Source organism: Paenibacillus sp. 7523-1 (assembly GCF_002276415.1).
Classification (GTDB): Bacteria; Bacillota; Bacilli; order Paenibacillales; family Paenibacillaceae; genus Paenibacillus; species Paenibacillus illinoisensis_A.
This window is the reverse complement of the sequence record NZ_NPBR01000017.1, coordinates 241,767-261,704: the sequence shown is the minus strand read 5'-3', so window position 1 is coordinate 261,704 and position 19,938 is coordinate 241,767. Positions and strand designations below refer to the sequence as shown.

The 19,938-nt window shown below is 46.8% G+C and carries 17 protein-coding genes; 16 read left to right on the top strand and 1 reads right to left on the bottom strand.

Going from position 1 to position 19,938, the window contains the following annotated elements:
* The 12 genes from CHH60_RS19705 to htpG all read left to right on the top strand — a co-directional run bounded on the left by CHH60_RS19705 (position 1) and on the right by htpG (position 13,687).
* Complete coding sequence (locus CHH60_RS19705) at positions 1-2,325, top strand: hypothetical protein (RefSeq protein ID WP_095360731.1); 2,325 nt, start codon at positions 1-3, stop codon at positions 2,323-2,325.
* Complete coding sequence (locus CHH60_RS19700) at positions 2,325-2,939, top strand: hypothetical protein (RefSeq protein ID WP_095360730.1); 615 nt, start codon at positions 2,325-2,327, stop codon at positions 2,937-2,939. The genes CHH60_RS19705 and CHH60_RS19700 overlap by 1 nt, the downstream gene beginning before the upstream one ends.
* Entirely contained in the window at positions 2,940-3,524 is a 585-nt protein-coding gene (locus tag CHH60_RS19695) for a hypothetical protein (protein WP_095360729.1), read from the top strand.
* Between the two features lie 160 nt (positions 3,525-3,684).
* Positions 3,685-4,170, top strand: coding sequence for a hypothetical protein (locus tag CHH60_RS19690; protein WP_095360728.1), 486 nt, complete (start codon positions 3,685-3,687; stop codon positions 4,168-4,170).
* A gap of 56 nt (positions 4,171-4,226) precedes the next feature.
* Positions 4,227-4,358, top strand: a complete 132-nt coding sequence (locus CHH60_RS30330) for a CD1375 family protein (protein ID WP_255248009.1) — start codon at positions 4,227-4,229, stop codon at positions 4,356-4,358.
* Positions 4,359-4,432: 74 nt separating this feature from the next.
* Complete coding sequence (locus CHH60_RS19685) at positions 4,433-4,930, top strand: phage holin family protein (RefSeq protein ID WP_095360727.1); 498 nt, start codon at positions 4,433-4,435, stop codon at positions 4,928-4,930.
* Complete coding sequence (locus CHH60_RS29890; protein ID WP_095360726.1) at positions 4,917-5,162, top strand: hypothetical protein; 246 nt, start codon at positions 4,917-4,919, stop codon at positions 5,160-5,162. The genes CHH60_RS19685 and CHH60_RS29890 overlap by 14 nt, the downstream gene beginning before the upstream one ends.
* Positions 5,163-5,306: 144 nt before the next feature.
* Positions 5,307-6,236, top strand: a complete 930-nt coding sequence (locus CHH60_RS19675) for a glycoside hydrolase family 25 protein (RefSeq protein WP_095360725.1) — start codon at positions 5,307-5,309, stop codon at positions 6,234-6,236.
* A gap of 835 nt (positions 6,237-7,071) precedes the next feature.
* Positions 7,072-8,718, top strand: coding sequence for an ABC transporter substrate-binding protein (locus tag CHH60_RS19670; protein ID WP_095360858.1), 1,647 nt, complete (start codon positions 7,072-7,074; stop codon positions 8,716-8,718).
* A 174-nt stretch (positions 8,719-8,892) separates the two neighbouring features.
* Positions 8,893-9,897: an ABC transporter permease gene (locus CHH60_RS19665; protein ID WP_095360724.1), complete on the top strand. Its 1,005-nt coding sequence runs from the start codon at positions 8,893-8,895 to the stop codon at positions 9,895-9,897.
* Positions 9,898-10,152: 255 nt separating this feature from the next.
* Positions 10,153-11,049 (top strand): nickel transporter permease, encoded by an 897-nt coding sequence (nikC, locus tag CHH60_RS19660; RefSeq protein WP_095360723.1) that lies wholly within the window; start codon positions 10,153-10,155, stop codon positions 11,047-11,049.
* 757 nt (positions 11,050-11,806) lie between these two features.
* A complete protein-coding gene (gene htpG / locus CHH60_RS19655) occupies positions 11,807-13,687 on the top strand; it encodes a molecular chaperone HtpG (RefSeq protein WP_095360722.1) in 1,881 nt (626 codons plus the stop codon).
* 234 nt (positions 13,688-13,921) lie between these two features.
* Here the strand turns inward: htpG and CHH60_RS30105 are convergent, their stop codons facing one another.
* On the bottom strand, positions 13,922-14,119 hold the full coding sequence (locus tag CHH60_RS30105) for a hypothetical protein (protein ID WP_217990001.1): 198 nt from the start codon (positions 14,117-14,119) through the stop codon (positions 13,922-13,924).
* Between the two features lie 253 nt (positions 14,120-14,372).
* On the opposite strand from CHH60_RS30105, the gene CHH60_RS19650 reads away from it, so the two are divergent.
* The 4 genes from CHH60_RS19650 to CHH60_RS19635 all read left to right on the top strand — a co-directional run bounded on the left by CHH60_RS19650 (position 14,373) and on the right by CHH60_RS19635 (position 19,928).
* Entirely contained in the window at positions 14,373-15,788 is a 1,416-nt protein-coding gene (locus CHH60_RS19650) for a deoxyguanosinetriphosphate triphosphohydrolase family protein (protein ID WP_095360721.1), read from the top strand.
* A gap of 17 nt (positions 15,789-15,805) precedes the next feature.
* Positions 15,806-16,852, top strand: a complete 1,047-nt coding sequence (locus tag CHH60_RS19645; RefSeq protein WP_255248008.1) for an MsnO8 family LLM class oxidoreductase — start codon at positions 15,806-15,808, stop codon at positions 16,850-16,852.
* A gap of 332 nt (positions 16,853-17,184) precedes the next feature.
* Entirely contained in the window at positions 17,185-18,897 is a 1,713-nt protein-coding gene (locus tag CHH60_RS19640) for a methyl-accepting chemotaxis protein (protein WP_095360720.1), read from the top strand.
* Positions 18,898-18,950: 53 nt separating this feature from the next.
* A complete protein-coding gene (locus CHH60_RS19635; protein WP_441339405.1) occupies positions 18,951-19,928 on the top strand; it encodes a TRM11 family SAM-dependent methyltransferase in 978 nt (325 codons plus the stop codon).
* Positions 19,929-19,938: the final 10 nt, after the last annotated feature.

Genomic DNA, 19,938 nt, shown 5'->3' with positions numbered 1-19,938 from the left:
ATGAATGAACCGAAAACACCCAATCTCGGTCTAAATAAGATTGACCGCAGCTCGCCATCGACAACCTATTTTGATCTGGACAAGTATCTGGATCAAAACTGGGAGAAGGTTGATGATTTTGCAGAGCAGGTAGAGGAGAAGGCCGAAGAGACCGCTGCATATGTTGGTAAAATCCAGGAGAGGCTTGATACGGAAAAGCGGAGATCTGTAACGTTGGAGCCAGGGTTGCAGATTATTAATGCTGAACGTGCTTCGCCGTTTAAGTTGGAAGGATTGAAGGGCCGGACGCTAGTTAACTTGTTGGGGCGTATCGGAGGAATGGAAAGTTTAACAGGTTTGTCTAGAAGTTATACAACGCTTGTTTTGGATTCTATTAACAAGACTTCCGGTGTCAATGGGCTTAAAATTACTAACCTGGAAGGGGCCTCAACTGCATCCGCGGGACTTGCTTACACATCTGTAACAGGACTTAGATCAGGCCGTTATTATGTCTTGATCGCTGACGCCAAGAACATAGATGCAGAATCTGGATTACAAATTGGCTTTGGAGGGAGTTTTGGAGGCCCTTATTCTTCTGCAATGAAGAGTTCAGATAAGTTCGTTACAATTTGGGCAAAGAAACAAATATCAGCCGTAACAGATGGAAATGTTGATTTAGCAGTGGTAGGCTCCGTTGGTAAATCCGGATTTTTTGACTCTGTACGTTTGTACGAAATTAGTGCAGCCGAATACGATTCATTGGACAACATGACTTCGGAACAAGTAGCAACCAAGTATCCCTACGTTGATAGTATTCAACCCGTGCGAAATCCGTATGCGATTCGATACGGAGAGAATTTACTGCCTCCAGTATATGAGTGGGCGCGATTAGGTAACTGTAAAGTCGATGCCTCTTATGAGGTAACTATAACATCTGCGACAGCAGATGTAGCTGCCATTTCATATGAAGTTCCTGTAATTCCAAATACTAACTATACGTTAAGTGTCGCTCAAAACGGCGCCACGATATCAGTTACAGGTGGACCCGACGGGTCTATTATTGCAAATAATACAGCAGCGACTTCTGTTAGTTTTAATACCGGAGAAAGAAAAATCGTTCGCGTGTATTTATCGAATTATATCGCTGATACAGGCACTCCAGGAATAGGAACATTCAAGTTTAAAAATCCAAGGCTTACACTTGGTACGACAGCCAAACCATTTAAGCCTAAAGAAGACGCTATGCTCGGATTGCATACGTATCTATTCGCTGATCCATTAACTGGTGCGAATGCTGACGAGGTGTTCGAGAAGGACGGCCAGTTCTTCAAGTTGATGAAATGGCAGATGGTTACCGTCGAGGGGGCGAAAATTCTACCTAACCCGGTGCTTAGCCCTCACATAGGGTTCAAAACTATATACCCTAAGCTAGAGGGTGCTAATTACGCCTATTCATCTGAGACGGCTACAGCTGCTGTTAAATTCGATGGGAAAATTTTAATATGGGGGTCCCACGAAGCAGCTGGAGATGCATGGGCAATTGATAAACTCAATAATAATTTTGCAATATCCGTTTCCAACACAGACAGCGGATGGGGGGATTTATACACACCAACAGCCGACGAGATTAAGGCGTATTTCATGGGTTGGCGTATGTTTGATGCAACTATTGGTGGCTCGGAATTATACAACAGATCAGATGGAGATCGTAAGGCATGGATACGGATTTCGGATTGGTCAGGCAGAGTTGACGGAGTTGTGCCGACAACCAACGCACCAAACTGGACGCCATATCAACTCCTCTATCAGCTTGCAACGCCAACTGTCGAACCGATCACATCAGAAGGTCAATTGACGTTGATCGAAGGAAATAACCAAGTTGAAGTAGGAACGGGAATTGTGTTGGGTGAGTATGCTCCTGTTCCTGCAAATAGTAACCCGAACCTAGCCGGACGTAGAGAGATAAACTTTACTCAAGTTCCTGCTTCTTTACTCAAAAATAAAGCAAAAAGTATTCTCGCGATATATAAGAACGGAGTTCAAGATCGCAAATGGACAATCAGTGACAATGCCGTAGAGTCTTACGGAACATCGAGAGCGAATATTCCCGGAACATTGTACGATCCATCAGCAACTTACACCGTAACGTACTTTATGCTGGACATGTTTCCGGCCGCTCCATTCGTCGGATCGGTAGCTGAGAATGAAAAGGCGTTACTCACGGACATGAACGACATCTTATGTCAGAACGCGGCGGCAGTATCCGTGGTTGAGACAACGATTAACGAGGCTGTTCATCAATTAAAGCAACAAAATAAACGAAACGTTTGGGGTGAGATTCTTTAATGGAAAATATTGTTAAAACATTGCTTGAGGGGGCAATGCCTACCTCCTCTACAAACGTATACACTGTTCCGACCGGAAAGTACGCTGTCGTAAAGTCGATAATTATATGCAATGCGGCAGCTACGGCAATGACGATTAGAGTAATAATTGGCGGAGCATACGTTGCGTATAATTACACGTTAAAGGCGTCTGACTCATTGGTACTCGACGAGTTGGATATACCATTGTTAGAAGCTGAGAATATTACTATAATGGGGTCTGTTGCTGGTGCATCAATTTTCGTAACTGGATTCGAGCGTGATTACAAAGCGGCAGAATATCCTTATTTAAAATCAAATTTAATTGCTTCTACTTCCGCAGTAACTACGCCTGCAAACGGTTTTGACTCAATGATAAAGTCTATTATCATTTGTAACACTAATGGAAGTGGTACTTCGTCTATTTTATCTATGACGAATGCGTGGAGCGTGATAGATAAAAAGGAGATCAAAGCAGGAGATTCTCTAATTCTTCCATTACCTAAAATGTTGGTTAAGAATGGGCGACAACTTTCATTTTCGGCAACTGGCGCTCTCGTGTATGTCACTGTCGTTATGGAAAAGGTGGGGGATTAAATGCCATTAATAGATAATTATTTGCTGGACAATTACAGGTTAGAGGGGCCTATTCAAACGGAATTAGGTGTCATAAATTTAAACACACCAACTGCGGATGGTTCAAATTACGTAACTGTTTCCGCTGGGCAAACACCTGTTATTGCGACCTATGCAAATTTCCCAGCCGGAACAAAATCCATAAGTATTGTCCCTTATGCTAATGGTCAAATACCAATGGTTGGAACCGGAAACTCTACTTTGGACATTCAAATGATTTTTGCTCTTAGAGATAGATCTGGCAGGTTATGGAGGATTGGAGAGGTTGCAAACGGCATGAATTCGAGTAGTAGGTATATGCATTTGTTGACAGCTCAAATAGATTTAGTATCTAAAATATGTATTGCTTTGTTAATGCTAAGCCCAGGTGATGTTGTTTCGATACCAAATCAATACAACTGGGGTTGGTACCCAAATACTACACCTCCAACAGGTTTTGAAGTCGATGGGCCGATAAGTCTTGTTTCTGCCGTCAATTATAACAACGCGTCCACATCGACAAGCGTGTTGCACAAATTTAAAAACTCAAGAATTATGTACATGTAAAATCGTGTTTTTTTAGTCGTTCTTCATGACATTCAAGAGGGGGGATAATTCAAACAAATGACAACATACAACAGAGAACAAACTAATAACCAAAGAAAGGTAGTGGGAAAAATGAACGAAAGAACCGAAAAATAAAATCGGTATGAAGGTTTATTACGACTTGAATTCCAGTAACGTCATTGTTATTACGCCAGAGAGCGCCGGAATTGTCGTCGAAACGACAAGAGAACAAGACTTCAAATTGTATAAGGCATTGGCGGATAAAGTACCCGAAAGTGTAGGCATGATTCAACTTGAACACGGGGAATACTCCTTAGATCGTGCCGAAGGCGGAGTGATTGAAAGAGTTGATCTTGAAACATTGAAGCCATTGTTCTCTTATCCCGATCCAATTACACAAGAACCACAAGTGCCTGGCATTTCATTAAGTGATCAAATTTCCGACTTGTCCCAAAAGCTTCTTGAAGCAAACGTACGAAATGAAAAATTGGCCGAAGAAAGTACACTCAATCAAATCGCCCTTATGGAGCTACATGCTATGATGCTGAGTTTGATGCCACCTGAAGAAGCGGCACCTACGGAAGAAGCTCCTGCCGAGGATGTCCCAGAGGAACAAGCACTAGAAGAAACGACAAATGAAGAATAAGATTGCCAGGCCTTTAATCAGATGGGGAAATTACGTTCTAGAGAGGAGTGAGAACTATGTTGGCAGTTTACGTTGCATTGATTCAAAAAGGTGTAATAACTATTGATGCTGTTCCTGAATCGAGTCGGACGAAGGTAGCAGAGGCTCTTGAAACTGCAAGAGTAGAACAAAGAGAAAATATCGTTTAACAAGTGTTCCGATAATCGGAGCGCTATTTTTATGCCTTCCGGGCATGTTTACCAAAATTAAAGGAGGTGAAACCATGGAAAAATGGGACACCATATGGAAGTCTTTTATCGCCCTGCTAAGCAGCTCAGCTACCTACTTCTTCGGCGGTTGGTCAGGCGTGCTTGGGGTACTGCTCGTATTTGTTATCCTGGACTACCTAACGGGTATCGCAGCGGCGGGGGCAAGTGGCAAGCTCGAAAGCAATGTCGGGATGTTCGGCATCGCGCGAAAGGTATTTATATTTGCAATGGTATCGGTGGCTCATCTGGTGGACGGTGTTCTGGGAGACGGACATTTGTTCAGGGATGCGGTCGCCTTTTTTTATATCGCAAATGAGCTGTTATCCATTATTGAAAATGGGGGCAAACTGGGAGCACCGATTCCGCCTGCGATCCGGCAGGCCATTGAAGTGCTCAAGGGCAAGGGTGGGGACGGGGGGATTCCCGGCAGCTACACTCCTCATTCCAGAGAATCTACTGCACCATCAGATCATAAGGATGTGGATGAACAGATTAGGGATGATACGAAGTAAGGACTCATCATTCATTCCAATGCGCCTTGTGGCAACAGATAGGGTACTAATGAATGGAAAGTATGTCCCATTAGCTACAAGTAGTGAAGGAGACGGAATCGATTCTGAAGAAGCGGTAGCGGTCGCCTTTGTCTCTGAATTTCAAACCTTTAAGAAAATAAATCAAGAAAATTTGGAGACAACAGCGATCGGAAGAATGATCCGGATCTGGAACGGTCACGTAGCGACTTGATATGTTTTCCGAAAAGTGGTTGGTATGTAACTTTAACTGAACTTACCTTTTACCCTCATCAAGGGACACGCACACAAGCAATCCCAGGATCCTTGGCATTAACTATATATAAACGGCAATCGCCGCATAAAGGGTGTGAGAAACATGCAAACCAGAAGCTCAGGCAACACGCAGGGCATTGACGTATCCCGCTACCAGGGCAATATCGACTGGGCCAAAGTGAAGGCAAGCGGCATGACGTTTGTGTTCATCAAGGCAACCGAGGGACAGACATATACCGATCCGAATTTTCAGAAAAATGTAAGCGGCGCACTGGCGGCAGGCATGCTGGTCGGAACGTACCACTTCTTCCGTGCAACGTCCACGGATGGGGCCAAGACGGAAGCGGCGCACTATGCGAGTACGCTAAATAAGATCGGAGGCGCGAAGGCCCTGCAGCTGCCACCGGTCATGGACTACGAGAACAACCCGGGCAATCTGAGCAAAGCCCAGATCAACACGGTAGCCAAAGCCTTTTTAACTGAACTGCAGCGTCTTACGGGTGTAAAACCAATCATATATACGGGCAATTCATTTGCCAGCAATTTTGAACCTTCACTTGGCACGTATGATCTGTGGGTTGCGAGGTACAGCAGTACACGTGTGCCGGATGATCAGCCTGCCTGGAAACGTTGGACGTTCTGGCAGTATACGGATTCGGGCAAAGTGAATGGAATTAGCGGCAACGTGGACATGAATGAGTTCGAAGGATCGGCAGCGGAGCTGCGGGCCAGATATGCAGCAGCCACGCCGAAGCCGCCTGAACCATCCGAGCCTGTGAAGCCGACCGAACCACCGAAAGGGGGCGAACCGATGACAGCCGAAGAGAAAGCAGCGTTTGATGCGCTGAAGGCTCAGGTAGACAAACTTCAGGCACGTCAGCAGATGGAAGTTCCGGTGTGGGCCAAAGCAGCCGTGGATGCGGCTCTGGCGTATGACACCAAAAATCCGCTGTTCAGCATCGACAATGGGGCGAGTTATGATTTTTACCGTTTTATTACGGTCATGTATCGCAGAGGTTTGTTTAAGAAGTGAGTTAACATCGACATAATAAAGCTATATTGGAAGTTACCAGAGCGGGATTAGGAGGGGACACATCGGCATTATCATGTCGAATAGTGTTCCTTTTTTGTATTTTATGTAACTAAAATTAACGCGTGAATAAAGTTGAAGACTTATGTCCGTAAAACTCTTGTCTAATTGATGAATGTGATGTAAAGTAAGTTACACGAAATTGTTTTCAACCACTGTTTATTTACATAAATCTCCTCACCATGACAGAGCCTTAACATGATAAGTTATCGTAATGTCTCCCTGTTGTCTAATCCCTGCATCTTCGAACACACACACTCATACACACAGCTCATACAACTACCTTCATGAGAAACTACGACGTTCTACATCCATTTAGCTTTTAACAATTGTTAGATGCTGCCTAACCCTTCCAATGGTCAATGCCAAACTTCATGAGCAAACAAACCATATGTATCTAAAACGAGCGATGATCTACTACCATATCGTGATGCAATTCTCTTGTATTTTTTGTCTTCTAACTCAATTTTCACTTCCATCCAAATAGTAGAATGCTGTTGCTAATTGACCTAAGTTCAAATATTGCGCAACTGAGACGAACTACCCCTTCACTAAAAGGAAGTCTTTTGAATTCACAAAAATTCTATCTGGGTCCATAAAACCGTAAAAAACGAATAGTAATCCATCTTATCCTAATACGATCACAAATACAGGTATCACAGGCACCTAAAGCCTTTCATTGATACAAGCAAGCACCGAACCAATGGCTATCATTGAAGTTTTTTCACGCCAGCATTACACACATTATGAGACAGGGAAGGGTGTTGTACGTATGCGAATGAGAAAGAAATGGATGTCCGGTTTTGTGACTCTGGCTTTGAGCACCGTCTTGGTGTTGTCCGGCTGCTCCAGCAATGAAGAAACAGGCAATTCACCTGCTCCGGCAGAAGGTGCCGATCCCCCAACAGAAACTGCAGCTCAGGATACGATGATTATGGGCCGCGGCGGGGATTCGGTGGCATTGGACCCTGCGATTGTAACAGACGGGGAGTCGCTGAAGATTGGGCACCAGGTCTTCGACTCATTGCTGGATTACAAGGAAGGCGAGACGGAGGTCGTTCCTGGTCTGGCAGAGAGCTGGGAGATTTCGGCGGATGGCCTGAAGTACACGTTTAAGCTGAAATCCGGTGTGAAGTTCCATGATGGAACAGATTTCAATGCCGATGCTGTTGTGTTTAACTTCAACCGTTGGAGTGATCCGGCGAGTGAGTATAAATTTGAAGGGGATTCCTTCGACTATTACGATTCCATGTTTGGGCCAGAGGATGGCCGTGTCATCAAGGAAGTGAAGGCGATTGACGAGACAACCGTTGAGTTCACACTGAACCAGCCGCAGGCACCTTTCCTGCAAAATATCGCGATGACCCCATTCGGTATTGCCAGCCCAACAGCGATTCAGGAGAAAAAAGAGAATTTCAAAAGCGAGCCCGTGGGCACAGGCCCATTTGTATTCGTAGAGTGGAAGCGGAACGACTCCATCACCCTGGAGAAAAATCCGAATTATTGGAAAGAGGGCTTACCGAAGCTGAACAAAGTCATTGTTCGTTCGATTCCGGACAACACGGCACGCTTCAATGCCCTGCAAAATGGCGAGATTGATGTCATGGAGGACTTGAACCCGGATGATCTGTCCATTCTCGAAGGCAACAGTGAGCTGCAGAAGATCGAGCGTCCACCGTTCAACGTGGCGTATATCGGCTTTAACTTTAAGAAGAAACCCTTTGACGATGTAAAAGTAAGACAAGCCCTCAACCATGCGGTGAATAAACAGGGCATTATCGATGCGTTCTTTGCCGGACAGGCTCAGCCTGCGGTAAACCCTATGCCGCCAACGCTGTGGGGTTACAACGATGCCATTGAGGATTATCCGTATGATCTGGAAAAAGCAAAAGCATTATTGGCCGAAGCCGGCTTCCCTGACGGATTGCCAGACCCGGTGACGTTCTATGCAATGCCGGTGTCCCGTCCTTACATGCCTGACGGCAAGAAGGTGGCCGAAGCGATTCAAGCTGATTTTGAGAAAATCGGAGTGACCGTCAACATCGAATCGCCGGAGTGGGCGACATATCTCGATGATGCAAAAGCCGGAGAGAAGGACGACATCTACATGCTCGGCTGGACCGGAGACAACGGCGACCCGGATAACTTCCTGTACACGCTGCTGGATAAAGACGCAATCCCGGGCAACAACCGCAGCTTCTATGTAAACGAAGAGCTGCATGTGCTGCTGACTGATGCGCAGAAAGAAACGGATCAGGACAAACGCGCCGAGCTGTACAAACAGGCTCAAGTCATTATCAAGGAAGATGCACCGTGGATTCCACTTGTGCACACGACACCTATTCTGGCAGGCAAAGCAAACCTGAAAGGTTTTGTGCCTTCCCCACTGGGCAGCGAATCCTATGCAAATGCTTATTTTGAATAACGGATTTGTGTGATGTAAAATAATCATTTTTCTACATTACATCTTTCAAGGCGCTGGTAAACACGCAATGCTTGGCAGAATCCACATCTGGTCATAACAATCTAAAGCATTCTTGTCTATCAGCGCTTTTATAATTGCATGTTGCATGATACGTCAAAGGCAGGTGAATAGGGATTGAACAGTTATATTGTCAAACGCATACTCGTGCTGCTGCCGGTGCTGCTCGGCATGACCCTGATCGTCTTTTCCATCATTCATGCCATCCCGGGCGATCCGGCGGAGACGATACTTGGGCAAAAGGCAACCGAACAGTCCAAGCAAGCCCTTCGGGACCAGCTCGGACTTGATAAACCATGGTTCCAGCAGTACTTCGCTTATCTTGGCGATTTGCTCCAAGGTGACTTGGGCACATCCATCCGCACCAAGGTGCCTATTGCCCAGGAAATCGTACCTTACCTGACAGCCACTCTTGAACTGACGATGGCGAGTATGCTATTTGCCGTCATTATTGGTGTTAATGCAGGGATCGTCAGCGCATGGAAACATAACTCCTGGTTCGATTACTGCTGTATGGTTATTGCCTTGGTTGGAGTATCGATGCCGATCTTCTGGCTTGGTCTGATGGAACAATGGCTGTTTGCCAACAAGTTGCACTGGCTGCCGTCCATTGGAAGAATGAACGCACGTGATCCCGTTGATGCCATCACCGGTCTCTATGTGCTGGATACGATGATTGCCGGTCGTTGGGACCAGCTGTGGACTGTAACCAAACATCTAATCCTGCCAAGTGTTGCGCTTGGAACAATTCCGATGGCCGTTATTGCCCGGATGACTCGCTCCAGCATGCTTGAGGTCATGAGTTCGGATTATATCCGCACCGCAAAGGCGAAGGGACTCGGTCCGTTTTTTGTTGTATATGGACATGCCCTCAAAAATGCCTTTATTCCGGTCCTGACTGTTATTGGCATCCAAACTGGCTCTTTGCTCGGCGGCGCGGTACTGACCGAAACAATCTTCGCTTGGCCTGGTGTGGGGCGCTATATATATGAAGCGATTAGTTCGCGGGATTATCCGGTCATACAGAGTGGCATTCTGATCGTTGCCTTCTTTTTCGTATTGATTAACCTGATTGTCGACTTGCTTTACGCTGTGTTTGATCCACGAATTAGCTATAAGTAGGAACTCCATCATTTGTTTTGATGAATGAATATTCAAATCAGATAGATATCAGAAATTACACGATACGAAGAGTGCAGAACCAATCTGTAGAAGCGGAGCGTTCGCATTTATCAGCAGATTTTTACCATTGAAAAAGGTGGATCAACAAATCTGGGGATAACAGCGATCGGAAGATGTTTCAGCAATCGTAGTCCGAAGTGTTATTGGAATCATTCTTCTTATCTTTCATTCATAGCTAAAGAAGGGAGACGCCGCATGGCCAAATTATCAACCAACACCGGACAATCCATAGAAGCAGTATCGGCACGTGCATCCGGTCCATGGCGGGAAGCCTGGAGAACGTTTCGCCGTAATCGGCTGGCGCTCGCCGGACTGATCATTATTGTGTTTTTCATCCTGCTGGCCTTCCTTGCACCATACATTTCTCCTTATGATTACAAGGAACAAGTGCTGACAGATCGCCTTCAGGCTCCTTCGGCAGAGCATTGGTTTGGTACCGACGATCTGGGGCGTGACGTATTTTCCCGTGTGCTTCACGGTGCGCGTATCTCCTTGTGGGTGGGGTTCTTCTCGGTGATCGGTTCCATTATTGCGGGAGCATTGCTTGGACTGGTTGCCGGGTTTTATGGAAAATGGGCAGACATGCTCATCTCGCGTCTATTCGATATTCTGCTGGCCTTTCCGGGCATCCTGCTCGCGATTGCCATTGTGGCAATCCTTGGTCCCTCGCTGCAAAATGCATTACTCGCCATAGCTATCGTCAACATTCCGACCTACGGGAGATTGGTGCGTTCGCGTGTACTTAGCTTGAGACAGGAGGAATTCATTACATCTGCCCGCACACTGGGCGCAAATAATATGCGTATTCTGTTTCGCCATATCCTGCCGAACAGCCTTACCCCGCTGATTGTTCAGGGAACACTGGGCATCGGGACAGCCATTATTGAGGCGGCCGCACTGGGATTCCTCGGCATGGGTGCACAACCGCCTGACCCGGAATGGGGCAAAATGCTCTCGGATTCCCGTCAGTTTTTGCAAAAAGCACCGTGGACGCTTATCTTTCCCGGCCTTTCCATCATGCTGACGGTACTCGGCTTCAACCTACTGGGGGATGGCTTGCGTGATACCCTTGATCCGAAGATGGTGAAGTGAATGAAGGAATGCGCTCCATCCTTTCATTGACCTACTTTTTAACCAGCTTATTAACCAGGCTGGCCATTTAGGTATACCAATCAGAGAAAAGCCTGTTCGAACGATGATTCGAGCTGGCTTTTTGTATTGTCTAATTGATTACGTTAAAATCAAATATGCGTGTATAAATGAAGTGTTAATCTACCATTTTGTTAAAATAACGCCCGGCGTATTGACACCCAATTTTGCCATATGTTATATAAAAGAAAGGGTTTAGCACTCCGGTCACCTGAGTGCTAACACATGATCCTTTATACTACAGCAACTACATATGGAATGATTGTGTTTTTGAATCTAGAAGTTAATTGAAAGAACGCGGGGTCGCAATGTGGACAGGGAATACTTTGATATAGAGCATAATTGATCAACAGAACTTGTATTTATCTCAACTTAAAATTGGCTATGATTAACGGCGAAGGTAGTGGAGGGGACGAAATCGATTCTGAAGAAGCGAAGCGGTCGCCTTTATCCCCAAATTTCTCCCTTTTCAAAAGGGAATAAAGGAAATTTGGGGATAACAGCGATTGGAAGAACGATTCGTAACCGGAACGGCCACACCGCACAATGTCATGTTTTTAATTGAGCTTATACAAGAGTTAAGAAAAGGATCATAGAGATTAAAGAGTTCTATCCACTTAGCGGTTTTGTGAATGTTCAGCTTCTTTCTATATTCAATCCAATCATTCTATATCCCAAATTGAAAGGAGAACACCCATTCATGGCCAAGAAACAGTTCCAGGCAGAATCCAAACGTTTGCTGGATATGATGATCAACTCCATCTATACTCAAAGAGAAATCTTTTTGAGAGAATTGATCTCCAACTCCAGTGACGCCATTGACAAAATATATTACAAAGCCCTTACCGACGATACACTCGTCTTCAACAAAGAGGATTACTACATCAAGCTGACCATCGACAAAGAGAACCGTACACTCACGTTGACTGATACCGGAATCGGGATGAGCCAGGAAGAACTGGAGAACAATCTCGGGGTTATCGCGAAGAGCGGCTCGCTGGCATTCAAAAAGGAAAACGAGGCCAAAGACGGCCACAACATCATCGGACAATTCGGGGTTGGTTTCTACTCCGCGTTTATGGTGGCGGACAAGCTGACTGTAACGAGTAAGACGCTGGGCAGCAACGAAGCCTGGAAATGGGAGTCCGAAGGTGCGGACGGATACACGATCACTCCAGCTGAGAAAGATTCCGTAGGTACGGAAATCGTCCTGGCGATCAAACAGAACACCGAAGAGGATTCGTACGATGAGTTTTTGGAAGAGTATCGCCTGAGATCCATCATCAAGAAATATTCCGACTTCATTCGTTACCCGATCAAGATGGATGTGACAAGTCAGCGTCCGAAGGAAGGTACGGAGAACGAGTTCGAGGAGTACAAGGAAGAGCAAACCGTGAACAGCATGGTGCCGATCTGGCGCAAAAACAAAAGCGAGCTGACCGAAGAAGATTACAACAACTTCTATATGGAAAAACGGTACGGTTTTGACAAACCGCTCAAACACCTGCACATCAGCGCGGACGGCGCTGTGGTATACAATGCCATTCTGTTTATTCCAGAGAGCACGCCGTTTGATTATTATACCAAAGAGTACGAAAAAGGCTTGGAATTGTACTCCAACGGTGTCCTGATCATGGACAAATGCGGGGATCTGCTGCCGGACTACTTCGGATTTGTCAAAGGTATGGTTGATTCGGAAGACCTGTCCCTGAACATCTCCCGTGAAATGCTGCAGCATGACCGTCAGCTGAGCCTGATCGCGAAAAATATCAAAAACAAAATCAAGAGCCAACTGCAAAGCCTGCTGAAGGACGATCGCGAGAGCTACGAGAAGTTCTATCAAGCGTTTGGACGTCAGTTGAAATATGGCGTATACAGCGACTATGGTGTAAACAAGGATACACTGCAGGATCTGCTGCTGTTCTCTTCTTCCAAAGAGAAGAAGCTGGTCAGCCTGGACGAATACGTCTCCAGAATGCCGGAAGATCAGAAGTATATCTACTACGCATCCGGTGAGTCCATTGAGCGGATCGAGAAGCTGCCTCAGATTGAGGGTGTGCTTGATAAAGGATATGAAGTGCTGTACTTCACCGAGGACATCGATGAATTCGCGATCAAAATGATCATGAACTACAAGGAGAAAGAATTCAAATCCATCTCCAGCGGTGACCTGGGTATCGAAGACAGCGAGGACAAAGAGAAAAACGAAGCAGAAGACAACGATAACAAAGAGTTGTTTGAAGCAATGCAAGCACAGCTGGCAGGCAAAGTAAAAGCCGTCAAAGCTTCCAAACGCCTCAGAAGCCATCCGGTATGTTTGTCCACCGAAGGTGAACTGACCATCGAGATGGAGAAAATTCTGAAAGCCATGCCGAACAGTGAGAATGTACAGGCAGATAAGGTGCTGGAGATCAACGTCAACCATGATGTCTTCAAATCTCTGAAAGATGCTTACGCGCAGGATAAGGAAAAATTGAGCCTGTACACTAGCTTGCTGTACCACCAGGCATTGCTGATTGAGGGCTTGCCAATCCAAGATCCGGTAGAGTTCACAAACGATATCTGCAAAGTGATGGTGTAATCGCATCACCGAGCTGAGTTTTAAGTAACGTGCAATTTCACGCTATCAGCATTCCATAAATAATAGGCCAGCAAGCGCAGCGCTGACCATCTGCACCCGACAGGGCATTCCGTCCCTGTCGGTTTTTTATTTTCTCTCCCTCCAAAGAAACAAATAGGAGACAGAGGATCATGAAAGGCCGCACTTGAATTGAGAATGGGTTTGTCTTTTGCCAATTTAGAAATAATTTAGATTCTACGAATATCCTGTTTTGTCGAAATCCATAACGGTCAGCTGCGAAGTAGTGGAGGGGACGGAATCGATTCTGAAGAAGCGGAGCGGTTGCGTTTGTCTCCGGTTTTTCCCTTGCCAAGGGAAATTCAGAAAACCTGGAGACAACAGCGATCGGAAGAACGATCCGTAACCGGAACGGCCACGGCCACCAATGCTCATTAGCACTTTTATTCTATCTTTTTGCGTTAAGGGAATGTATCTCTACATTCTCTAAATGCTTTCATATTTTCAGTATATCAATATTCATTTAGGTGCACGGATGATAGTCTGTCGGGGTATAATAAAAGAAGAAGACTGTACATCGCAAGTTGATGTGAGAAGAGATGACAATCACAGACAGGTTTTGCTTTTCGAAACGACGGATGTTGTGTATAATCACTCAAAATAGAGACAGTCGGCTAGGAGTGATCACATGCAATGGAACGATTTGAGAGAACATAGACAATATCCTGAACTTACCAAACTGGATGGAGCTCGTGCAGCGTATGAGCGGGACTATTCCAGACTGATTCATTCACCGACCTTCCGCCGGTTGCAGGGCAAATCCCAGGTGTTTGGGGCCGGAACAGGCGACTATTATCGCACCCGGTTAACCCACTCCCTTGAGGTTGCGCAGATTGCGCGAGAGGCGGCAAGAAGCTTGCTTCGTCGATACCCACAAGTGGACTGGAGTCATGCGGACAGCCCGGGGCTTATTATTGATTCGGAAGTGGTGGAATGTGCCGCAATCGCACATGATTTCGGACATCCGCCGTTTGGACATAAAGGGGAAGAAGTACTGGATGGCATATTGGATGACTTGATCAACAGCGAGGTCAAGAAGATCATGAAGAAGAGCCGCGGAGCGAAATCACCCCAGCAGGAGCCGGAGGTTCGTGCAGAGCTGAAGCGGAAATATGAGCATTTTGAAGGCAACGCACATAACTTCCGTCTCATCATGTTCCTGGAGAAACGGGAGGACATCGATGGATTGAATCTGTCCGATGCGGTGTTGCTTGGAATCAATAAATATCCCTACCCAGGTACGGAGAGCAAGAAGGGCATGTATCATCATGAGTGGCAATATATCCACGAGATTCGTAATCGCTGGAATATGCCGGCCGGGAAGAAGACGCTTGAAGCACAGCTCATGGACCTCTGTGACGATATTGCGTACTCCGCGCATGATCTGGAGGATGGCATTAAGGCAGGCAAGATTGAAGTGCATGAGCATTTCCTGCAGGACCCGCACATTCATCGACTGATTGTGGATAAGATTACTACACTCGAAGATCTGTTCTGGAATGGATGGACGAGAGAGGCGATTGGGCAAAAGGTAGAAGAAGTGCTCGCTTCGTTCCTGCGCGTTTGGAATGAGAAGATGCCGTTCTGCGAGCATGATTACTCCCGCACCCGCCGCGAGGTCAAGGCATACTGGGTAAGCCTCTTTGTGGGCAGCCTGGGCGTAATTGACGATGGGGATTGGAAAAAGGTGACGTTTGTCCGGGAAGGTGCAGAGGATCTTGATATGCTGCGCACGGTGAGTGTTCTCAAGAGCTTTGCCTGGGTGACCATGATTCGTGATCTGCGCGTGCAGCGACTGCAAAAACGCAGTGAATGGATGATCAAGCGTCTATGGGATGCATTCCTTGACCCGGAAACGTCCAAGTCCATCATTCCATCCGACTGGCTGCAGCGTTATGAGAAGGATCAGGCGAAGGCTCATCCAATCTGGACATGGGAGCACATGGTGATTGATTATATTGCAGGCATGACGGATGCGTTTGCCGAGAAAATATACAATGAATTGTATGGTCTGAAGGTAGGTTCCATCTACGATCTGGACTAGAATAAGGAGTGAGAAGCTTGGATACAAACATCGGCACAGGCTCAAGTGAGTCGTTCAGTCTGGGCGTGCTCGACCTTGTGCCAAGGTTGAATGGAGCTGCAGCGGAAGAGGCATTACAGCAGTCTGTATCCTTGGCTCAACATGCCGAAGCCTGGGGATATACCCGGTACTGGACGTCCGAGCATCATGATATGGAGGAGCTTGCATCCGCATCGCCTGAAGTTCTGCTCTCGCATATTGGTGCGAGGACAGCAACCATTCAGCTGGGTTCGGGTGCGGTGCTGCTGCCGCATTACAGTCCGTTGAAGGTTGCAGAGTCGTTTCGGCTGCTGGCTGCACTGTACCCAGGCAGAATTGAGCTGGGACTGGGACGCGCGCCTGGAGGTGGACCGCATGCCACCATGGCGCTAAGCGGAAATTATTTGCAGCATGTGTCCAAAATGCCTGAATCACTCGCGGCACTCACTGAATTGCTCGAGGATCGGTACAGCTATGAGGAGCATCGCGTAACGGCACGTCCGATCCCTGAACTTCCCGTATCCCTGTGGATGCTGGGTACCAACGTCAAGAGTGCCGAGTTTGCTGCACGGTTTGGCATGGGGTATGTATTTGGTCAGTTTATGAGTGACGCCGATGGTACCGAAGCGGTGAAGCGTTATCGGGAGGGGTTTACCCCCAGTAAAACGTTGAACGAACCGCAAGTGATGGTTGCGGTCAGTGCAATGTGTGCAGAGACAGAGGAGGAAGCTCGGGACTGGAGCCGCGAAATGGCAGATCGGCGCAGACAGAGTGGACAAGATGCACCAGCTCTGCACGCTGCCGAGAAGGAATTTAACTCTACTACAGGTACGGGTGGTCAGATCAACATTGAGAAGGGCGAGGGTGAGGACGAAGCGCGTAAACATTTTGCAGGAACAGCGCCGCAGATCTGGGAACAATTCGGGCAGGTAAGCGAACGACTGGGGACGAAGCAATTTCTGGTAGTTACAGCCGGACCTGATTACGAGCGAAGACTTGCGTCTTATCGGTTACTTGCCGAGTTTGGTAAAAACATGGTGAAGTAAGAGGTGTTTTGCTAGTTTTCATAGTGTTAACCCCATAAACTAATACGTCTGAAGGGTTGCAGATCGGTATTCTCCGCATGCTGCAGCTCTTTTCCATTTTATCTCGCTGATGCTTTCTGATATATTCCTATGACCTCAACGTGTATACGAGGCACAAGATTTTACGAAACGAAGCATGTCCTAAACAAAATAATGTTATAATACTTTACGTCAGTTTACCCATAGAGATATGATAAAAGAGTATTTTGCAAGATGCCAAAAGAAGGGTAAAACCAAGACCAAAGAACCGAAAATTCGGAGGTTGGCCGAATCCGGTATAAGGGGGAAATCACATGTTCAGCAGATTCAAGGTCAGGAGTATCGGTCTGCGTATCAGCATCGCGTTCTATTTATTAATCCTCTGTTTAATTCTCCTTAGTGTCACCATTGTTACTCGGTTGAACTCCATGGAAGCGAGTACGAATGAGATTACGGGGAACTGGATGCCTTCGATTCAGCAAATCAATAGGTTGAACTATACCACCGAACATATTTTGTCATTGAGTTACCGGCACTTTGATGCTCCGGATGGAGACAAGGCTGAACTCGCTGAAGAGCGTACCAATTACATTCGCGAAACGGCACAGACGATTAAAATATACGACCAGCAGGAAAAGGCGGCTGACGAACAGGAGCACTGGGATGCATTCAAGACGAAGTGGGCAGCTTACCTTAAGCTGAATACCCAAGCAATCAATTTGAGTGATCAAGGACAATCCCAACTAGCGAAGGAAGTGTCAGAAAAAGGGGATGATTCCTTTGACGCTATGCAGGTCGATCTGGATTATCTGGTCGAGTATAATCAGAATCAGTCGGATCTCTCGGCAGCACAAACCATCAGGTCTGTGCAGAATGGCCGAATGATCATTATTGTCGGGGTGCTGATCATGATTGCGATCACGGCGATCGCGATTCCGATTATCCGTTCGCAGGTCGTGAAACCGCTGCTTCGGGTCATTAGTGCAGTGAAGCTGATTGCAGAAGGCCAACTGAATGTGCAGGATATACATACCAAGCACGAAGATGAAGTAGGGCTCTTGGCCAAAGCGGTAAACACGATGAAAGGGAATCTGACTTCCATGGTGTTGAATGTCAGACGTGTTGCCGAAGCGGTGAATCGCCAGAGTAACGAGCTGGCCATTTCTTCGGAAGAAGTCAAAATTGGAAGTCAGCAGATTGCCATAACGATGGAAGAGTCAGCCAAGGCTGCAGAGAGTCAAGCCGTAACGGCAGTCGAATCAGCACGTACGGTTGAGGGATTGAACGATCACATACAGCAGCATGCTAATCAAGGGAGCAAGCTTAGTGCGATGTCAGAACGTGTGCTGGAGCAGGGATTGAATGGACGGAAGGCGATGGAGCAATCGGTGCAGCAAATGCAGCAAATCTCCGGGGCTGTCTCGGCTTCGATGGATCGGATGGAGCGGCTAAACCGTAAAAACGAGGATATTTCCAAGCTGGTCCAGGTGATTCGTGACATCGCAAGGCAGACCAACCTGCTGGCATTGAATGCTTCCATTGAGGCAGCCCGCGCTGGAGAGAGTGGTCGTGGGTTCGCCGTAGTCGCAGCCGAGGTGCGGAATTTATCGGAAGCGGTCCAGACTTCAGTGGAGGAAATTACAGTGATTACGGAAGATATCCAGCAGGATTCCCAGGGAGTTGTTGCTGAACTGCGTACAGGTGTCCGGGAGACTGAACTGGGGCAAGAACATGTGCGAACTTCGGGGAATTTGTTCCGAAATATTAATGAATCCGTAGAGGAAATGGTTCACGTGATTGGCATGATGACAGCTGGGTTGGAAGGCATGCAGGATGCAAGTGGACGCATGAATGATTTCAGCCAACAGATCTCGGCAGTATCGGAGCAATCTGCGGCAAGCGTAGAGGAAGTTTCGGCTTCGGCTGAAGAACAGGTAAGCTCCATGGAAACGATTAGCGGCAGCATTCAATCATTGAAGGAATTGTCGGATGACCTGCTAACTTCCATCGAAAAATTAAAAATATAAACCTTCTTCTTATAATAGAAGAAACATGAAGGACGGCTGCAATTTTGACTGAAATCAATTCGACCGACATCACAAGGAGTTCAATCAACCAAGATTACGTCTATACGTTTGCCTGTCATGAGAACGAGCGTGAATTATGCTCACTTGAGCTCAATACGCTGCTTGGATCCAGGCTGGAAATGAATTCGGATTTACGCTCATATGTCCGGTCCAGTATATGCATTCCACCAGGCAGAAGCCCGTTTATTCATGGAAGGCTTGATGTGATATCGGAAGCGGATAGCGTGAATGATTTGCTTCCGGCTGCAGCGAAGGTTAAATTGCTTCCGGAAGAAACGTTCAAAGTGGTATGTCTGAAAGAAGGAGACCATATGCCTGATTATGAACATTCCCGTCAGCTGGAAAGAGAAGTGGGAATGTGCATCAAGGGCAAGGCGCAGATGAAGCGCCCAAAAGTGACCTTTGGACTAATACAAACAGGTAGAAAATGGATCTTCGGTCAGTGGACAGAAGCGGATCGATCGTGGCACAGTCATCAGCAAAAGCCGCAAAACTACTCCACGGGTTTCGGAGTTGCGCTGGCCAGATCTCTCGTTAACATTGCTGTACCGAACATCCTGAACCAGCGGCTGCTTGATCCATGCTGCGGCATGGGTACGGTAGTCATTGAAGCACTCTCCATGGGGATTGAGGCAAGAGGGAACGACCTGAATCCGCTGGCCATTCAGGGAGCACGCATCAATTTGTCGCACTTTGGTTATGATCCTGCTTGTCTTACGCTGGGTGACATGAATGAATTAGACGGTTCTTACGACGCAGCGATTTTGGATATGCCCTACAATCTGTGTTCCGTCCTTCCAGATGAAGACCAGCGCGACATGCTGACAAGTCTGCGCAGGCTGGCGAAACGGGCTGTAGTTGTCTCCACGGAATGGGTGGAAGAGCATTTGCTTGCCGCGGGGTGGGAAGTGAATCAGTATTGCGCTGTGCGTAAAGGAACGTTTATACGTCACGTTTGGTTATGCACATAGTTATATAGTA